The sequence below is a fragment of the Paracidovorax konjaci genome (assembly GCF_900112675.1).
GTDB lineage: Bacteria > Pseudomonadota > Gammaproteobacteria > Burkholderiales > Burkholderiaceae_C > Paracidovorax > Paracidovorax konjaci.
This window is the reverse complement of record NZ_FOMQ01000001.1, coordinates 290,744-307,025: the sequence shown is the minus strand read 5'-3', so window position 1 is coordinate 307,025 and position 16,282 is coordinate 290,744. Positions and strand designations below refer to the sequence as shown.

At 68.2% G+C, this 16,282-nt stretch carries 15 protein-coding genes; 6 read left to right on the top strand and 9 right to left on the bottom strand.

The features are described from left to right. Window positions 1-11: 11 nt before the first annotated feature. The 3 genes from plsX to BM144_RS01280 form a co-directional block, all read right to left on the bottom strand. Complete coding sequence (gene plsX / locus BM144_RS01290) at window positions 12-1,046, bottom strand: phosphate acyltransferase PlsX (protein WP_092949024.1); 1,035 nt, start codon at window positions 1,044-1,046, stop codon at window positions 12-14. A 112-nt stretch (window positions 1,047-1,158) separates the two neighbouring features. Further along, window positions 1,159-1,341, bottom strand: coding sequence for a 50S ribosomal protein L32 (rpmF, locus tag BM144_RS01285; protein ID WP_005794249.1), 183 nt, complete (start codon window positions 1,339-1,341; stop codon window positions 1,159-1,161). Between the two features lie 103 nt (window positions 1,342-1,444). Next, window positions 1,445-1,996: a YceD family protein gene (locus BM144_RS01280; protein ID WP_092949022.1), complete on the bottom strand. Its 552-nt coding sequence runs from the start codon at window positions 1,994-1,996 to the stop codon at window positions 1,445-1,447. Window positions 1,997-2,022: 26 nt separating this feature from the next. On the opposite strand from BM144_RS01280, the gene BM144_RS01275 reads away from it, so the two are divergent. Together BM144_RS01275 and BM144_RS01270 are read left to right on the top strand one after the other, a co-directional pair. Further along, the gene (locus BM144_RS01275; RefSeq protein WP_092949020.1) at window positions 2,023-2,622 is read left to right on the top strand and encodes a Maf family protein; all 600 of its coding nucleotides are present in this window, start codon (window positions 2,023-2,025) and stop codon (window positions 2,620-2,622) included. After that, window positions 2,619-3,449 (top strand): SAM-dependent methyltransferase, encoded by an 831-nt coding sequence (locus BM144_RS01270; protein ID WP_245783478.1) that lies wholly within the window; start codon window positions 2,619-2,621, stop codon window positions 3,447-3,449. The genes BM144_RS01275 and BM144_RS01270 overlap by 4 nt, the downstream gene beginning before the upstream one ends. Window positions 3,450-3,667: 218 nt before the next feature. Here BM144_RS01270 and BM144_RS01265 read toward each other — a convergent pair whose 3' ends face one another. From BM144_RS01265 to BM144_RS01250, 4 genes are read right to left on the bottom strand one after another with little or no spacing between them, the layout of a single operon-like run. Then, entirely contained in the window at window positions 3,668-4,720 is a 1,053-nt protein-coding gene (locus BM144_RS01265) for a S49 family peptidase (RefSeq protein WP_092949018.1), read from the bottom strand. An 8-nt stretch (window positions 4,721-4,728) separates the two neighbouring features. Then, window positions 4,729-5,106 (bottom strand): Rieske (2Fe-2S) protein, encoded by a 378-nt coding sequence (locus tag BM144_RS01260; protein ID WP_092949516.1) that lies wholly within the window; start codon window positions 5,104-5,106, stop codon window positions 4,729-4,731. A 44-nt stretch (window positions 5,107-5,150) separates the two neighbouring features. Beyond that, complete coding sequence (locus tag BM144_RS01255) at window positions 5,151-5,819, bottom strand: HAD-IA family hydrolase (protein ID WP_092949016.1); 669 nt, start codon at window positions 5,817-5,819, stop codon at window positions 5,151-5,153. Between the two features lie 13 nt (window positions 5,820-5,832). Then, complete coding sequence (locus BM144_RS01250; RefSeq protein ID WP_092949014.1) at window positions 5,833-6,858, bottom strand: RluA family pseudouridine synthase; 1,026 nt, start codon at window positions 6,856-6,858, stop codon at window positions 5,833-5,835. Between the two features lie 581 nt (window positions 6,859-7,439). On the opposite strand from BM144_RS01250, the gene BM144_RS01240 reads away from it, so the two are divergent. The 4 genes from BM144_RS01240 to queF all read left to right on the top strand — a co-directional run bounded on the left by BM144_RS01240 (window position 7,440) and on the right by queF (window position 13,550). Next, entirely contained in the window at window positions 7,440-10,727 is a 3,288-nt protein-coding gene (locus BM144_RS01240) for an Rne/Rng family ribonuclease (protein ID WP_092949010.1), read from the top strand. 118 nt (window positions 10,728-10,845) lie between these two features. Next, the gene (gene yaaA / locus BM144_RS01235) at window positions 10,846-11,625 is read left to right on the top strand and encodes a peroxide stress protein YaaA (RefSeq protein ID WP_092949008.1); all 780 of its coding nucleotides are present in this window, start codon (window positions 10,846-10,848) and stop codon (window positions 11,623-11,625) included. Window positions 11,626-11,733: 108 nt separating this feature from the next. Continuing rightward, entirely contained in the window at window positions 11,734-12,630 is an 897-nt protein-coding gene (locus BM144_RS01230; protein WP_092949006.1) for a 2OG-Fe(II) oxygenase, read from the top strand. Between the two features lie 74 nt (window positions 12,631-12,704). Beyond that, window positions 12,705-13,550, top strand: a complete 846-nt coding sequence (gene queF, locus BM144_RS01225; protein WP_092949004.1) for an NADPH-dependent 7-cyano-7-deazaguanine reductase QueF — start codon at window positions 12,705-12,707, stop codon at window positions 13,548-13,550. An 84-nt stretch (window positions 13,551-13,634) separates the two neighbouring features. Here the strand turns inward: queF and BM144_RS01220 are convergent, their stop codons facing one another. Further along, window positions 13,635-14,486, bottom strand: a complete 852-nt coding sequence (locus BM144_RS01220; RefSeq protein WP_092949002.1) for a SirB1 family protein — start codon at window positions 14,484-14,486, stop codon at window positions 13,635-13,637. A 109-nt stretch (window positions 14,487-14,595) separates the two neighbouring features. After that, a complete protein-coding gene (murJ, locus tag BM144_RS01215) occupies window positions 14,596-16,161 on the bottom strand; it encodes a murein biosynthesis integral membrane protein MurJ (RefSeq protein ID WP_092949514.1) in 1,566 nt (521 codons plus the stop codon). Window positions 16,162-16,282: the final 121 nt, after the last annotated feature.

Below are 16,282 nucleotides of genomic sequence, written 5' to 3'. Positions count from 1 at the left end.
GAAACATTCACTCAAGGCGCTGGCTGCGCAGCGGTGGGCCCCAACAGGGGTGCGGCGTGCGCAACCCGCGAGCGGACCCGGTCGAGCAGGTTGTTGCGGGCCGCATCATACGCGCGGTTCAAAGCCTGCTCGAAAGCCAATGTGTCAGCCGATCCATGGCTTTTGAAGACCAGTCCGCGCAGCCCCAGGAGGGCAGCACCGTTGTAACGCCGATGATCCATGCGCTGCATAAGCGCAGATAGCACCGGATACGCCACAACTGCCGCCAATTTGGTGAAGATGTTGCGTTTGAACTCCTGCTTGAGTGCGCCCACGATCATCGAGGCAACGCCTTCGCTCGCCTTCAGTGCCACATTGCCCACGAACCCGTCACACACGACGATGTCCACGGTGCCTTTGAATATGTCATTGCCTTCGACATTGCCAAAGAAATTCAAATCACCGGAATTCGCAGCGGAACGCAGAAGTTCACCAGTTCTCTTGATGACTTCGCTGCCTTTGATGGCTTCTTCGCCGATGTTCAGAAGCCCCACCGATGGCTCGGTGCCGCCATCCCCGAGCGCCGACACCAACGCAGCGCCCATGACCGCGAATTGCAGCAGGTGCTCCGCCGTGCAATCCACGTTGGCGCCCAGATCCAGCACGGTGGTTGCGCCGCCCTGGGCGTTCGGCATCTGCGTGGCGATGGCTGGACGGTCGATGCCCTCCAAAGTCTTCAGGAGATAGCGGGCAATCGCCATCAATGCGCCGGTATTGCCTGCCGAGACTGCCACCTGGGCCGCACCATCCTTCACCTGCTGGATGGCAATCCGCATGGAGGAGTCTTTTTTGCGGCGCAGTGCCACCTCCACAGGATCATCCATGGACACGACTTCGCTGGCCGGCACGATGACGGCCCGCTCGTGCGCGAATCCAGCCAGGCTGTCGGGTTGCCCCACCAGCATGAGGCGCGCTTGCGCGTGGTTTTCGAGGAATTGGCGGCACGCCGCCAGCGTGACGCGGGGGCCGTGGTCGCCCCCCATGCAGTCAACAGCCAGTGTGATCATGGGCGACTAGGCGAGCCGCAAGGAATGCGGCCCGGGAAAAAAGATACGGCAGACAAAACAAAGGCCCGCGCTACTGTTTGCGTAGCAGCGGGCCTGGGCGCGCAAGCAAAGGTCAGGCTTCGGACTTGTTCTTCAGCACCTGGCGGCCACGGTAGAAACCGTTGGGGCTGATGTGGTGGCGCAGATGGGTTTCACCGGTGGTGGGTTCCACGGCGATTCCCGGCACATTCAGTGCATTGTGCGAACGGTGCATGCCGCGCTTGGAGGGAGACTTTTTGTTTTGCTGAACAGCCATGGTGGCTCCTGGTCTTGAAGGGTGGGTTGGTAAAAACGCGATCAGCCCATAGAAGACACGAGGGGATTCGCGCGAAGCCCTCGATTATATCCCAAACGGTTTTTCAGTCCTTGGGCTTGTCTGACTTCAACGACGCGAGCGCAGCGAAGGGGTTGGGCTTGTCGGCATTGGCCTCTTCGAAGTCGTCATCGCTGGACTCCATCGGAACGGGCGCAGGGCACTCGTCATGCCTGGGAACGAGGGGCAGGGCCATGAGCAGCTCGTCTTCGATCAACTCGCGCAGATTGAATTCTCGGCTCAGGGCAAGCAGGTCTTCTTCGCTCTCGTCATCGAGGGCTTCTGCCGTGGCCTCGTCGGCGACGAAGCGGAACTCGCGCTCGACTTCCAGCGGAACATCCACCGGGCCCAGGCAGCGCTGGCAGGTCATGGGAAAGGCGGCCTTGACGGTGAGCCGCAACCAGATCTGGCCGCCGATGCCATGCGTGGTTCGCACTTCGCCGTGCGCTTGCCAGTCCACCAGCAGATCCGGGTGCAGTCCCTTGGCCTCTTGCGCCAGACGCTCGTATTTGAGAAGCGAATCATGGCCGGCCAGATGACCGCCCGCCTGCGCGAATGCCTTGACGTCCAGGCGCTGAGGGGAGAATTCCTTGGTCATGGCGGCAGTGTAAGAGAATCGCCGCCATGCCCGATTCCGCCCCCCTGATCCGCCCACTGGTACTGGGCTCGACTTCCCGCTATCGGCGCGAACTGCTGAGCCGGCTCGCCCTCCCCTTCGACGTCGCGGCGCCCGAGGTCGATGAAACCCCACGCGCCGGCGAATCGCCGCGCGACCTCGCACTGCGGCTTGCGCAGGCCAAGGCGCAGGCCGTGGCGCACCACCACCCCGAGGCCGTCGTCATCGGCTCCGACCAGGTGGCGGACCTCGCCGGTGCACCGCTCGGCAAGCCGGGAACCCATGAGCGGGCGGTGGAACAGCTGCGCCGCATGCGCGGCCAGACGGTGATTTTCCAGACGGCCGTGACGGTCGCCTGCAAGGCCACCGGCTTCGAGGCCACCGACATCGCACCCGTGGAGGTGCGCTTCCGCGACCTGTCCGATGCGGAGATCGAACGCTATCTGCGGGCCGAGCAACCGTACGACTGTGCGGGCAGCGCCAAGAGCGAAGGCCTGGGCATCAGCTTGCTGGATGCCATCGTGAGCGACGACCCCACCGCGCTGGTGGGTCTGCCGCTGATCCGCACCTGCCGCATGCTGCGCGCCGCAGGGCTGGTGCTGCCATGACGCAGGCCGCACGCCCCCAGGACGCCGCCGCCGGCGCAGAAACCGCCGCCCCATCGCAGCACGGGACGCTCTTCCTCGTGCCGGCACCGCTGGATTTCGGCTGCGACGCGCAGTCTCCCGTGGAACATGTCCTGCCTGCCGGCACGTTGCAGACGGCTTCACGGCTGACGCACTGGATCTGCGAAAACGCCAAGAGCACACGCGCCTACCTCAAGCGCATCGACGCGCTCCATCCGCTGCGCGCGCCGATGCAGGAGCAGCAGATCACCGAGCTGCCCCGAGAAGTCCACAAGAAAGGCGACCACCACGGCAGCGGCGCGTCCACCCCATTCGATGCCCGCGGCCTTCTGGCGGCAGCGCTCGGCGGGCAGGACATGGGGCTGGTGAGCGAGGCAGGCATGCCGGCCGTGGCAGACCCGGGCAGTTCCGTGGTGCGCGCGGCCCATGACCTGGGGTTGCGCGTGGTGCCGCTGGTAGGGCCCGTTTCGCTGTTGCTGACCCTTGCGGCGAGCGGCCTCAACGGGCAGAACTTTGCATTCAATGGCTATCTGCCGCAGGACGCGGCGCAGCGCGCCCAGCGCATCCGCGACCTGGAGGCGCTGGCACTCAAACAGGGCCAGACCCAGCTCTTCATCGAAACCCCCTACCGCAATCCCGCGCTCTGGCAGGCCCTCCTGCAGACGCTGCAGGCCAATACGCGCCTCGCCATCGCCAGCGGACTCACGCTGGACCATGCCCGCACGGCAAGCCGCCTGGTCCGCCAATGGCGCCAGCAGCCGGAGCCGCCGGACAACCGCACACCGGCCGTCTTCGCCATCGGACGCTGAGCGCCTCCGTTGCCTGCCGAAATGCACCGGCAAGCCCATAATTGCTATTGTTTTATAGCAATATTTTCAATGAATCCGGCGGCATGGTGCAAATTTCCCTTGAACTGGAGGGATGGGCAGTGCTCCCGGAGCGGAACTGGCCGGCTCAATGAAAAAGAGGCGCCGCGGCGCCTCTTTCTTGTGCAGCGATCGCGGATCGCCACGCGGTGGAACGCTTTTCAGCGCACCGCCGGCATGCTGCGGCCGATGGCCTTCATGGCCGTCTCGCCGACGGACGCGCCAAACTTCTTGACGAGGCGTTCCGCCACGTTGTCGCGGCGGGTGTAGTCGATGATTTCCTCGGCCTTCACCACTTCGCGCGCCACGTAGTCGAGGTTGCCCAGGTGGTCGGCCAGCCCCATCTCCACCGCTTGCTGGCCTGTCCAGAACAGGCCGCTGAAGGTGTCGGCCGAGGTCTTGAGGCGATCGCCCCGCCCTTCCTGGACCACATGGATGAACTGCTGGTGGATCTGGTCGAGCATGGCCTGCGCATAGGCACGCTGCTTCTCCGTCTGGGGGCTGAAGGGATCGAGGAAGCCCTTGTTTTCGCCGGCCGTGAGCAGGCGGCGCTCCACGCCGAGCTTCTCCATGGTGCCGGTGAAGCCGAAGCCATCCATCAGCACGCCGATGCTCCCGACGATGCTGGCCTTGTCCACGAAGATCTGGTCGGCCCCGGCCGCGATGTAGTAGGCCGCGGATGCGCAGGTCTCCTCGACCACCGCATACACCGGCTTGTTGTACTTGGCCTTGAGGCGGATGATCTCGTCGTTGATGATGCCTGCCTGCACGGGGCTGCCGCCCGGCGAATTGATCAGCAGCACCACGGCCTGCGAACCCGAATCCTCGAAGGCGCTGCGCATGGCCGCGACGACGAACTCCGCGCTGGCTTCCGCACCGGCGGCGATTTCGCCCTTCACATCGACCACGGCGGTGTGTGGAGTGCTCTTGCTGGGGGCCGCGGCGTCGCGTGCCAGCAACACCCAGGCGATGCCGATCAGGAATACCAGCCATGCCAGGCGGGTGAAAACCCTCCAGCGGCGGGCGGATCGCTGCTCCGCCAGGGTCGAGAAGACGAGCTTTTCCAGCACGTCACGCTCCCAGCCGGGCGCCTTCGCCGCGCTGGCATTCGTTTCATTCACTCCTTTTTCAGGAGCAGGCTTTGCCCACAGATCAGGGGTTGGCGACGGATGGTTTCCCAGGCCGGAGGGTTCGTTCCGGTTCGGATCGGTCATGTGATTACTCAGAATTCCACGGGTTGCAACTGGCGGTCAGTATGCCAGCGCACCACTCCCAGCTCTTCCGAAATTGCGATCTTCACCAGCCCGCCGCGGCAGGGGCCGCCCGCGCAGGCGCCCGTCGCGGGCTGGTAGGCGGCGCCGTGCGTGGCGCACAGCAGCCAGTGACCGGTGTCGTCGAAGAACCGGTTGGGCTGGTAGTCCATCTCCATGGCCACGTGGGTGCAGCGGTTCAGATAGGCGTGGGGCACGCCCTGGTAGCGCACGGCGAAGGCGCGGCAGGTCTGGCCGGCATGGACCACGTCGAAGGGCACGGCCAGCCCGCCTTCGACCAGCTCGGCGCTGGCGCAGAGTGCGATCGGCTCGCCGGGAGGGAAGGACATGGCGGATATGGTGGATATGGCGATGTCAGCGAGGCGGTCGCCGCTCAGCCGTTGCGGGCCAGCCATTCATGCAGGTCGCTCACGGAATGCGCCACATGCAGCGGCGCCAGGGCGTCGAACCCCGAGGGCTCATGGGCGCCATAGCTCACGCCCACGCTGGCGCACCCGGCGGACAAGGCCATCTGCAGGTCGTGCGTGGTGTCTCCGATCATGAGGAGCCGCTCAGGCGCCACACCGAATTCGGCCATGAGCTCCTGCAGCATGAGCGGATGGGGCTTGCTGGCGGTTTCGTCCGCCGTGCGCGAGCCGTCGAACATGCCGCGCAACGCCACCGTGTGCAGCACCTCGTCCAGGCCGCGCCGGCTCTTGCCCGTGGCAACGGCCAGCAGGTGGCCGCGCGCGCGCAGATCCTCCAGCAGCGGCAGCACGCCTTCGAACAGGCTCAGATCGCCCTGGTGGCGAGCGTAGTGGTAGCCGTATCGGCTGCGCAGTTCGGCGTGCTTCTCGGGCGGCACGTGCGGCGCGGCGTGCGCAAGCGCTTCCATCAGGCCCATGCCGATCACCCAGGCCGCGTCCCGGTCGCTCGGCACGGTGCCGCCGACATCGCGCACGGCCTCCTGGATGCAGCGCACGATGATGGCGGTGGAGTCGAACAGCGTTCCATCCCAGTCGAAGGCGATCAGGTCGAAGCGGCGGGGGCGGGATGCGGACATGGCGGCGGCAGGTTCAAGGGTGGGAGGCGGAGACGAACCCGGCCAGCTCGGGCGGCAGCTCGGCGTGCAGTTCGATGCGTTCGCCACTGGCGGGGTGATTGAACTGTAACCGCCATGCGTGAAGGAACATCCGCCGCAGGGCGTGCTTCTGTACGCGGCGGTTCAGATCGAAATCACCGTATTTGTCGTCGCCCACGATGGGATGGCCCTGGCTGGCCAGATGCACGCGGATCTGGTGGGTGCGGCCCGTCTTGATGGTGACTTCGAGCAGCGTCATGGCGGGCAGCCCCTCTGCCGAACGGGCCGCAAGGCGGGTGCGCACCCGCACCAGGGTGATGGACCGCATGCCGTCGGGGTCATCCGCAGTGGTCACGCGCACTCGGCGTTCCCCGTCTGCCTGCAGATACTTGTGCAGAGGGGCGTCGATCACCTTCAGGCGGTCGGGCCAGTCGCCCGTGACGAGCGCCAGGTAGGTCTTGCCGGTCTCCCTCTCCCGGAACTGGTCCTGCAGGTGGGTGAGCGCTGAGCGCTTCTTCGCCACGAGCAGCACGCCGGAGGTTTCGCGGTCCAGCCGGTGCACGAGTTCCAGGAAGCGCGCCTGCGGGCGGGCCTGCCGGAGTTGCTCGATGACGCCGAAACTCACGCCGCTTCCGCCGTGCACGGCCACGCCGGCCGGCTTGTCGAGCGCGATCACATGCTCGTCTTCCAGCAGCAGCGGAAATTCCCGCGCGGGCGCGGGCCGTTCGGCCTTTTCAGCCACCCGGTCGGAAATGCGCACGGGCGGCACGCGCACCACGTCGCCCGCCGCGACCCGGGTGTCGGCGCTCGCGCGGCCCTTGTTGATGCGCACCTCGCCGCTGCGGATGATGCGGTAGACAAGGGTCTTGGGAACACCCTTGAGTTCACGTATCAGGAAGTTATCCAGCCGCTGGCCGGCGGATTCGGCATCGACTTCCATCCAGCGCACGGCGGCGGCGCCAGCGGAGTCGGCACCCGGGGAACGGGCGGGCGCCGATTTGGCCCCTATAATGTGTTTCACCTGTGCGACGTTGTGTAAGTGGTTGATTTGTCTGGAGTTTAGTCCACCCAACCCAGCAAGCCGCGCAGGCAAGGTCGATGCCAACGGGCGTCGTGCGCGCAGATTGCAGGCCGATTGCCTGCAGAGCCCGCATGCCGCACGGCCCGGCTGACGAATTGAAACACCCAAACGGAATCCCCAGCCGGCAGGCCAGCTCCCCTTCGAGACTGCCCTGCCGCGGATCAAAGCGAAAAACATGTTGGCGCTGATGGCTTGGATCATGGCTCTCTGGCAGAGGCAACAGCCTCTGGCATGGGCGATCCGCATGCCCGAATCGCCCGCATGGCGCGCGCTGCCAGCGACATTCTTCGTGGCAAAAAAGCACGCTTCCTGCATCGCCCCCATCCACGCCCCACCTCCCCGGCTGCCAAGCTAGTCGCTTCGCGGCCGCCTGGCTTTCAGCGGCAATTCCTTCGTTTCAATCCGTCGGCCCTGGCATCCATGGCTCCTGAAGGGCCTGTGTCATCGGTTGAACCCCCACGGCACGCGTGCAGCCACCGGCAGCGCAGCGTTCCGTATGCAACGAAAAAAGGAATCGCATCATGAAGCGGATGCTCATCAACGCCACGCAGCCGGAAGAACGGCGCCTTGCCATCGTGGACGGCCAGAAGCTGCTGGACTACGAGATCGAGATCGAGGGACGTGAACAGCGCAAGGGCAACATCTACAAGGCCGTCGTCACCCGCGTCGAACCCAGCCTGGAAGCCTGCTTCGTCGATTACGGCGAAGACCGCCACGGTTTCCTGCCCTTCAAGGAAATTTCCCGCCAGTATTTCGCCGAAGGCGTCTCCCCCAGCCAGGCCCGCATCAACGAGGTGATCCGCGAAGGCCAGGAACTGCTGGTCCAGGTCGAGAAGGAAGAACGCGGCAACAAGGGCGCGGCCCTGACCACCTTCGTCAGCCTGGCCGGCCGCTATGTGGTGCTGATGCCCAACAACCCGCGCGGCGGCGGTGTTTCCCGCCGGATCGAAGGCGAGGACCGGGCCGAACTCAAGGAAGCGATGGACCAGCTCGAATACCCCAAGGGGATGAGCATCATCGCGCGCACCGCCGGCATCGGCCGCACGGCGCCCGAGCTGCAATGGGACCTGAACTACCTGCTCAAGCTCTGGACCGCGATCGACGGCGCGGCCAAGGGCGGCAAGGGTGCCTTCCTGATCTACCAGGAGTCGTCGCTGGTGATCCGCGCGATCCGCGATTACTTCAACAACGACATCGGCGACATCCTCATCGACACCGATGACATCTACGAGCAGGCGCACCAGTTCATGGCGCACGTCATGCCCGAGCATGCCGCCAAGGTGAAGCGCTACCGCGACGACGCGGCCCTGTTCAGCCGCTTCCAGATCGAGCACCAGATCGAGTCCGCCTATGCGCGCACGGTGCAGCTGCCCAGCGGCGGCGCCATCGTGATCGACCACACCGAAGCACTGGTGTCGGTGGACGTGAACTCCGCACGCGCCATCAAGGGCGGCGACATCGAGGAAACCGCCACGCGCACCAACCTCGAGGCCGCCGACGAGGTCGCACGCCAGATGCGCCTGCGCGACCTGGGCGGCCTGCTCGTGATCGACTTCATCGACATGGAAGAGTCGAAGAACCGCCGCGAAGTCGAGAACCGCCTGCGCGACGCGCTGCGCCAGGACCGCGCACGCGTGCAGTTCGGCACCATCAGCAAGTTCGGCCTCATGGAAATGAGCCGCCAGCGCCTCAAGCCCTCGCTGAGCGAAGGCGCGCACATCCGCTGCCCGCGCTGCGACGGCACGGGCCACGTGCGCGACACGGAAGGCTTCTCGCTGCAGATCCTGCGCATGATCCAGGAAGAGTCCATGAAGGACAACACCGCCGCCGTGCACTGCCAGGTGCCGGTGGAAGTGGCGTCGTTCCTGCTCAACGAGAAGCGCACCGAGATCGCCAAGATCGAACTCAAGCAGCGCGTGAGCGTGCTCATGGTTCCCAACAAGACCATGGAAACGCCGAAGTACAAGCTGGAGCGCCTCAAGCACGACGATCCGCGCCTGGACCACATCGCGGCCAGCTACAAGCTGGCCGAGGAACTGGAAGACCCCACGACCGTCACCCGCCGCTCGCAGGAACCCACCAACAAGCAGACCCCGGTGATCAAGGGCGTGCTGCCCGACGCGCCCGCGCCCGTGGCCGAGCCGCGGCCCGAGTCGCCCCGTACTGCAGCAGGCTCCCGTGCAGGCGCCGCAGCCAGCGCCGCGCCCGCCGCGGCGCCGGCACCCGCGCCGGCACCCGCCCCCGCAGCACCCGTGGAGCAGGGCTTCTTCGCCTGGCTCAAGAGCCTGTTCGGCTTCGGACCGCAGCCCGCGCCCGCACCCGTGGCCGCACCCGCTCCGCCCCCCGCCGCCGATGCACCGCGCGAAGGCCGGCGTGATGGCCGCGACGGCCGTGGCGGCCGCCGTGGCGAACGCAACGGCAGCGGCGGCGGTGGCCGCGATGGACAGCGCGAGAACGGCACCGGCGAAGGCCGTGGCGGCCGCCGCGGCGAGCGCGGAGACCGTGGCGAGCGCGCCGAGCGCCCGGACGGCGAAGCCGCCCGCAACGCCCGGGGCCCGCGCGAGGGTGAAGGCCGCGAGGGCCGTGAGGGCCGCCCGGGCCGGGACCGCGATCGCGAGAGCGGCCGCGAGCACGGCCGCGACACCCCGCGCGACGGCGGACGCGACTTCGCTCCCCGCGGCGAGGGCGAGCCGGCGCAGCGCAATGGCAATGGCCGTGGCGAAGGCCGCGGTGAGGGCCGCGAAGGCCGTGAAAACGGACGGGGCCGCGAACGCCGTGACGCCCTGGATCCGCAGCGCCAGCAGCCCCTGGGCGTCGATGCAGGTGCAGCACCCGGCGCTGCCGAGGTGTCGCTGGCCGGCGATGCCGCGAATGCCCCGCAGGAGCGTGGCGACCGCGGCCCGCGCAACGGCGAACGCCGTGACCGGGGCGGCGAGCGCCGCGAACGGGGTGGTGAACGCCGCGAGCGCGGTGAGCGCGCTCCGCGGGGCGAAGAGGCGCAGGCCGAATTCGTCGACACCTCTCCGCTGGCGTCGCTGCCCGATCTCGACCTGACCCTGGGCGATGCCCCCGCCCCGGCCGAAGGCGCACCCGGCGAGGAGCCGCGCCAGCGCCGGTCTCGCGACCGCTACGGCCGCGACCGCCGCGAGCGTGGTGGCGACCGTGCTCCGCGCGAAGGCTTCGAGGCCGAAGCCGCGCAGGCCGGCGATGCACCCGCCCGCTCCGTGAATTCCACGGAAGACGGCGATGCCGCGCAGGACTCGCCACGCCGCAGCTACTTCAGCCAGGGCGGCAACGCTCCGGCTGCAGCACCTGCAGCGGCGGAGGTGGCCGCGGTGCCCGAGGTGCCGGCCCCCGTGCTGGATGCGGTCGCCCCTGCGTCGCCCGCTCCAGCCCCGGTCCCGGCCCCAGCGCCTGCCGTCCCGGCTGCCGTGGCACCGGCCGCGCAGGCAGCCATCGAGCCCGCGCCTGCCGCGGTCGCGGTGCCAGCCCCGGCACCGGCACCGGCCGCAGCGGCCGTGCCGGCACCGGGCCTGCCACGCGTCCAGGCGTTCACGCTTCCCGTGGATGACCTGAACCGCATCGCAGAGCACTCCGGCCTGCAGTGGGTGAATTCGGACGCCGGAAAGATCGCCGCCGCGCAGGCAGCGATCGCCGCCGAACCCCGCCCGGTGCACGTGCCGCGCGAACGGCCCCCGGTGGTCGTTCTGGATGAGGGCCCGCTGGTGCTGGTGGAGACGCGGCGCGACCTGCGCGACCTGAAGCTGCCGTTCGAGCAGCAACAGCAGCCGCCTTCGTCCGCCGCCTGACGGACCGCACCGGCTGACGGCGGCACCGCAATCGCGCGGTGCCGCCGTCGCCATTTCCGCCCTGCCTGCGCCGGTTCTTCCGCCCGCTCGCTCCGTACCTTTCCGAGGATCCGCGCCGATGCTGTTCCTGCTGTCTCCCGCCAAGTCCCTCGACTACGACACGCCCCTGCCTGCGGGGCTGCCGCACACGCTCCCGCCGTTCATCCCCGAGTCCACACGCCTCATCGAGGTGCTGCGCGAGAAATCGCCCCAGGACATCGCGTCCTTGATGGACCTCAGCGACACGCTCGCGGGCCTGAACGTGGCGCGCTATGCCGCCTGGTCGCCCCGGTTCACCGCCTCCAACGCCCGCCAGGCGCTCTTCGCCTTCAACGGCGACGTCTACGAGGGCCTGCAGGCGCGCGCGCTGGGCACCGAAGACCTGCAGTGGGCCCAGGACCACGTGGCGATCCTGAGCGGCCTCTACGGCGTGCTGCGCCCGCTGGACCGCATGCAGCCCTACCGCCTGGAAATGGGCACGCGGCTGGCCACCGAGGCTGGCGCCAACCTCTACCGTTTCTGGGGCGCGCGCATCGCCGACCACCTGAACCGGCGCCTCGCGGCCGACGCGACGCCGGTGGTGGTCAACCTCGCCTCGCAGGAATACTTCAAATCGGTGGACACGGGCGTGCTGAAAGCCCGCGTGATCGAATGCGTGTTCGAGGACTGGAAGGGCGACCGCTACAAGATCATCAGCTTCCACGCGAAGCGGGCGCGCGGCCTCATGGCGCGCTATGCCATCCAAAAGCGCGTGCTCACGCCGCGCCAGCTCGAAGGGTTCGACCTCGAAGGCTATGCGTTCGCCGCGGCCGCCTCCGCGCCCGACCGGCTCGTCTTCCGCCGCAAGGCCGCGCCATGACCGCCGCCTGAAAGACCGCACGGGGAAGGCGTGTTTGCCGCGGGCGTTAACGTCCCCGGTCTTCCGCCGGTCCCGCTCCCCGTTTTTTCCATTCCCCGACCGAACACCATGTCCGCTTCCCGCTCCTCGCCCGCGCGCGCCGACACGGGCGCCGCACTCTCCCAGTCCATCACGCCCGATCTCCGGGCGTGGATCATCGCGCAGGCCCAGGCCGGCTTCGAGGCGCCTGCCGTGCTGCAGTCCATGCTCGACGCCGGCTGGAACGAGGACGTGGCCACGCACGCGATGGAGCACGTGCTGCGCGAGCAGCTGGAAACCCTCGCCGTGCAGCAGGGCCAGCCGCCCGCCTCCCGCGTGCCCGAACCCGATCTGGCCGACGCCCCCGGGTTCATCGACGTGGGGGATCGCCAGGTGGAGGTGCTGATGGCCATGGCGCAGCCGCGCGTGGTGCTGTTCGGCAACCTGCTCTCCGACGAGGAATGCGATGCCCTGATCGCCGCCGCAGAGCCGCGCATGGCGCGCTCGCTGACCGTCGCCACGCGCACGGGCGGCGAGGAAGTCAACGATGACCGCACCAGCAACGGCATGTTCTTCCAGCGCGGGGAAGACCCGGTGGTGGCCCGGCTCGAAGAACGCATCGCGCGGCTCGTGAACTGGCCGCTGGAGAACGGCGAGGGCCTGCAGGTGCTGCACTACCGCCCCGGCGCCGAATACAAGCCGCACTACGACTACTTCGATCCCGCCGAGCCGGGCACGCCCACGATCCTGCGCCGCGGCGGCCAGCGCGTGGCCACGCTCGTCGTCTACCTCAACAACCCCGAAAAGGGCGGCGGCACCACTTTCCCCGACGTGCACCTGGAGGTGGCTCCGCGCCGGGGCAATGCGGTGTTCTTCAGCTACGAGCGCCCGCACCCCTCCACCCGCACGCTGCATGGCGGCGCACCGGTCGTCGCAGGCGACAAGTGGATCGCCACGAAATGGCTGCGCGAACGGCGGTTTGAATGAAATCGCCTCCATGCCGCCGTATCCATTCAAAAGATTGCTATCAATAACATAGCAAACAGATCCAGAGCCACGCCATGAACTCCCCCGACCAGTCGCAACTGGGCCGCGCCTCCGCCTATGCGGACCAGTACGACGCCTCCCTGCTCTACCCCCTGCCCCGCCAGCCCAAGCGCGACGAGATCGGCGTCACCGGCGCGCCGCCCTTCTTCGGCGCGGACCTCTGGACCGCCTTCGAGCTGTCGTGGCTGAACCTGCGCGGCAAGCCGCAGGTGGCGATCGCGCACGTCACCGTGCCGTGCGAGACGCCGAACATCGTGGAGAGCAAGTCGTTCAAGCTCTACCTCAACAGCTTCAACAACACCCGTTTCGCCGATGCCGCCGAGGTGCAGGCCCGCATCCGCGCGGACGTGAGCGAAGCCGCGTGGCGCGGCGCGGACCGGCCGTCCACCGTGGGTGTGAAGCTCGTGCTGCCCGAGATGTTCGACCGCGAGCCGGTGCATGAACTCGACGGCCTGCTGCTGGACCGGCTGGACGTGGAATGCGATCGGTACACCCCGGCGCCCGAGCTGCTGCAGGCCAGCCAGGGCGAGGCGCCCGTCACCGAAACGCTCACGAGCCATCTGCTCAAGAGCAACTGTCTCGTGACCGGACAGCCCGATTGGGGCAGCGTGCGCATCCAGTACAGCGGCGCGCAGATCGACCAGGCGGGGCTGCTGCAGTACCTCGTGAGCTTTCGCAATCACAACGAATTCCACGAGCAATGCGTGGAGCGCATCTTCATGGACGTGTGGACGCGCTGCCGGCCGATCAAGCTGTCCGTCTACGCGCGCTACACGCGCCGCGGCGGCCTGGACATCAACCCGCTGCGCACCAGCCATCCGCAGGCGCTGCCGCCGAACACCCGCACGGCGCGGCAGTAGGAAGCACGTCGGGCCGCTCCTTTACGGCGCTGCGGCCGCATCCGGGGCCGTGGGAACTGGCGGCGGTGCGCGATGGGGCGCGCGTCAGTGGTTGGCGCGGCGCAACTGGTCCAGGCGGGCGGAGATGGCCTCGACGTCGAGCGCATCCTCGGCGTGGGCCAGGTAGGTTTCGAGGTCCGCCACCGCGCCGTCGGCATGGCCCAGCTCGGCCCGCGCGAGGCCGCGGTCCCGCCATTCGCCCCAGGCATCGGGCAGCAGCAGCACGAGGCGTTCCTGCACGGCCGCCAGCCGCACCCAATCCTGCTGGGAACGGTGGATCTCCTTCAAGTTGCGCAGCATGCGGGCGATCACCTCGCGCGCGGGCGCGGCCTGCAGGTACAGCCCCAGCGGCACCTCGAAATCGTCCACCAGCCCGCTGCGCCGCTTGAAGGGCTCCAGCCGCTCGGCCAGCTCCTCGCGGGAAAGCGATTGGCCCGTGGTCGGGTCCAGCACCACCTGCCCGCGCGGCAGCAGCACCTTGACCATGAAATGGCCGGGAAACGAAATCCCGCGCACATGCAGCCCGAGGCCCTGGGCCAGCTCCATCCAGAGGATGGCCAGCGAGATCGGAATGCCGCGGCGCGTGCGCAGCACCGCGTTCAGGTAGCTGTTGTCGGGGTCGTAGTAGTTGTTGACGTTGCCGCCGAAACCCAGGTCGTGGAAGAAGAACTGGTTGAGCGACCGCAGCCGCTGCAGCGAAGACGCATCCTCCGGCAACCGCCGGCGCACGCGGGCCAGCAGCTGGTCGATGTCGCCCAGCAGTTGCTGGACATCGAAATCGGGGTATTCGTCGTGGGCGATGCAGGCGGCCGCCTCCAGGAGCGGAAACTGCTCGTCGCTCTGCACGAGGGCGGCGAAGTATTCGAGCGGCGTGGGGAGGGAATAGCTCAGAACCATGCTTGGGGTTGTACGGGCGGGCGCCGGGGGGCGTCAAGCGCGCGGCATTCCGCGCAAGGGGAAAAGGTGCAAACGGCGGGCCGGGCCGTGAGCCCTCGGCCCGGCGGCCTCAGCGGCGCAGCAACTGGCGCAGTTTCAGGCCCGCCGCCCAGAGCGCGCCGAAATACAACGCCACGCCGCCCAGCAGCAGCAGCGCGAGCCAGCCCGCACGCTGCGCCTCATGGGCGCGCAGCGCGATCCAGTCGAAATGCCGGGAGCCCCAGATCAGGAAGATCGCCAGCAGCGCGCTGGCGGCCACCACCTGCAGCAGCAGCCGTCCCCACCCGGGCTGCGGCCGGAAACTGCCGCGCCGCAGGAGCCCCAGCAGCAACCAGAGTGCATTCACCAGCGCCCCGAGGCCGATCGACAGCGCCAGGCCGGCGTGGTCCAGCAGCGGCACGAGCACGGCGTTGAGCCCCTGCGTGATGACCAGCACCACGACGGCGATGCGCACGGGCGTGCGGATGTCCTGGCTGGCGTAGTAGCCGGGGGCCAGCACCTTGATCGCCACCAGCCCGACCAAGCCCACGCCGTAGCCCGCCAGGGCCAGCGCGATCTGCCCCACATCGCCATCGTGCAGTGCACCATGGTGGAACAGCGTGGCCACGAGCGGCTGCGCGAACGTGAGCAGGCCCACCGCGCAGGGCACCGACAGCAGCACCACGATGCGCAGGCCCCAGTCCAGCATGGCCGAATAGCGCTCGGCATCGGCGGCCGCACGGGCCGCGGCCAGTTGCGGTGTGAGCACCACGCCCAGCGCCACGCCCAGCAGCGAGGTCGGAAACTCCATGAGCCGGTCGGCGTAGAAGAGCCACGTGACGCTGCCCGGCGCGAGGTACGAGGCGATCTGCGTATTGATCATCAGCGAGATCTGCGCCACCCCCACGCCCAGCAGCGCCGGGCCCATGAGCGTGAGGATGCGGCGCACGCCAGGGTCGCGCCAGGCATCCGCCACGGCCGAGGGCGTGATGCCGATGCGCGGCAGCAGCCGCAGGCGGTAGAGGGCGGGCAGTTGCACGGCGAGCTGCGCGATGCCGCCGAGCATCACGCCACCGGCCATCGCATAGATCGGCTCGATGCCGCGCGCGGCGAACTGCGGCGCACCGAGCCATGCGGCCAGGATCATGCAGAGGTTCAGCAGCACGGGCGTGGCGGCCGGCACGGCGAAGCGCTTCCAGGTGTTGAGCACCCCGGCGGAGAGCGCCACCAGCGACATGAAACCGATGTAGGGGAACATCCAGCGCGTCATCAGCACGGCGGCGTCATAGCCGTCGGCGCTCTGCCGCAGGCCGCTTGCCAGCAGCCACACCAGTGCGGGCGCCCCGAGCACACCGGCGAGGCAGGTCGCCAGCAGCACCCAGAAGAGCGCCGTGGCCACGTTCGCGATCAGGGCCCGCGTGGCCTCTTCGCCCTGCTGGGCCTTGTGCCCGGCCAGCACGGGCACGAACGCCTGGCTGAAAGCGCCCTCCGCGAAAAGACGGCGGAACAGGTTGGGGATGCGGAACGCGATGTTGAACGCATCGGTCAGCGCCGAGGCCCCGAACATCGACGCCATCAGCAGATCGCGCGCGAGGCCCGTCACGCGGGAAGCCAGGGTCAGCAGGGAGACGGTGGAGGCGGCTTTGAACAGTGACACGGCGGGAGTGTATGCGCTGCGCATGCGCGCCCGCGCGGGCGACGCCCGGGGTAGAGAGCCGCCCGCAAGCCTGGGCTATAATCGCCGGCTTTGCTGACATCATCCTCAGACACCTAAGGAA

What these genes read in the sequence shown, in the direction of transcription:
- plsX (WP_092949024.1), bottom strand. Translation starts at nt 1,046, where the DNA reads ATGATCACACTGGCTGTTGACTGCATGGGGGGCGACCACGGCCCCCGC.
- rpmF (WP_005794249.1), bottom strand. Translation starts at nt 1,341, where the DNA reads ATGGCTGTTCAGCAAAACAAAAAGTCTCCCTCCAAGCGCGGCATGCAC.
- BM144_RS01280 (WP_092949022.1), bottom strand. Translation starts at nt 1,996, where the DNA reads ATGACCAAGGAATTCTCCCCTCAGCGCCTGGACGTCAAGGCATTCGCG.
- BM144_RS01275 (WP_092949020.1), top strand. Translation starts at nt 2,023, where the DNA reads ATGCCCGATTCCGCCCCCCTGATCCGCCCACTGGTACTGGGCTCGACT.
- BM144_RS01270 (WP_245783478.1), top strand. Translation starts at nt 2,619, where the DNA reads ATGACGCAGGCCGCACGCCCCCAGGACGCCGCCGCCGGCGCAGAAACC.
- BM144_RS01265 (WP_092949018.1), bottom strand. Translation starts at nt 4,720, where the DNA reads ATGACCGATCCGAACCGGAACGAACCCTCCGGCCTGGGAAACCATCCG.
- BM144_RS01260 (WP_092949516.1), bottom strand. Translation starts at nt 5,106, where the DNA reads ATGTCCTTCCCTCCCGGCGAGCCGATCGCACTCTGCGCCAGCGCCGAG.
- BM144_RS01255 (WP_092949016.1), bottom strand. Translation starts at nt 5,819, where the DNA reads ATGTCCGCATCCCGCCCCCGCCGCTTCGACCTGATCGCCTTCGACTGG.
- BM144_RS01240 (WP_092949010.1), top strand. Translation starts at nt 7,440, where the DNA reads ATGAAGCGGATGCTCATCAACGCCACGCAGCCGGAAGAACGGCGCCTT.
- yaaA (WP_092949008.1), top strand. Translation starts at nt 10,846, where the DNA reads ATGCTGTTCCTGCTGTCTCCCGCCAAGTCCCTCGACTACGACACGCCC.
- BM144_RS01230 (WP_092949006.1), top strand. Translation starts at nt 11,734, where the DNA reads ATGTCCGCTTCCCGCTCCTCGCCCGCGCGCGCCGACACGGGCGCCGCA.
- queF (WP_092949004.1), top strand. Translation starts at nt 12,705, where the DNA reads ATGAACTCCCCCGACCAGTCGCAACTGGGCCGCGCCTCCGCCTATGCG.
- BM144_RS01220 (WP_092949002.1), bottom strand. Translation starts at nt 14,486, where the DNA reads ATGGTTCTGAGCTATTCCCTCCCCACGCCGCTCGAATACTTCGCCGCC.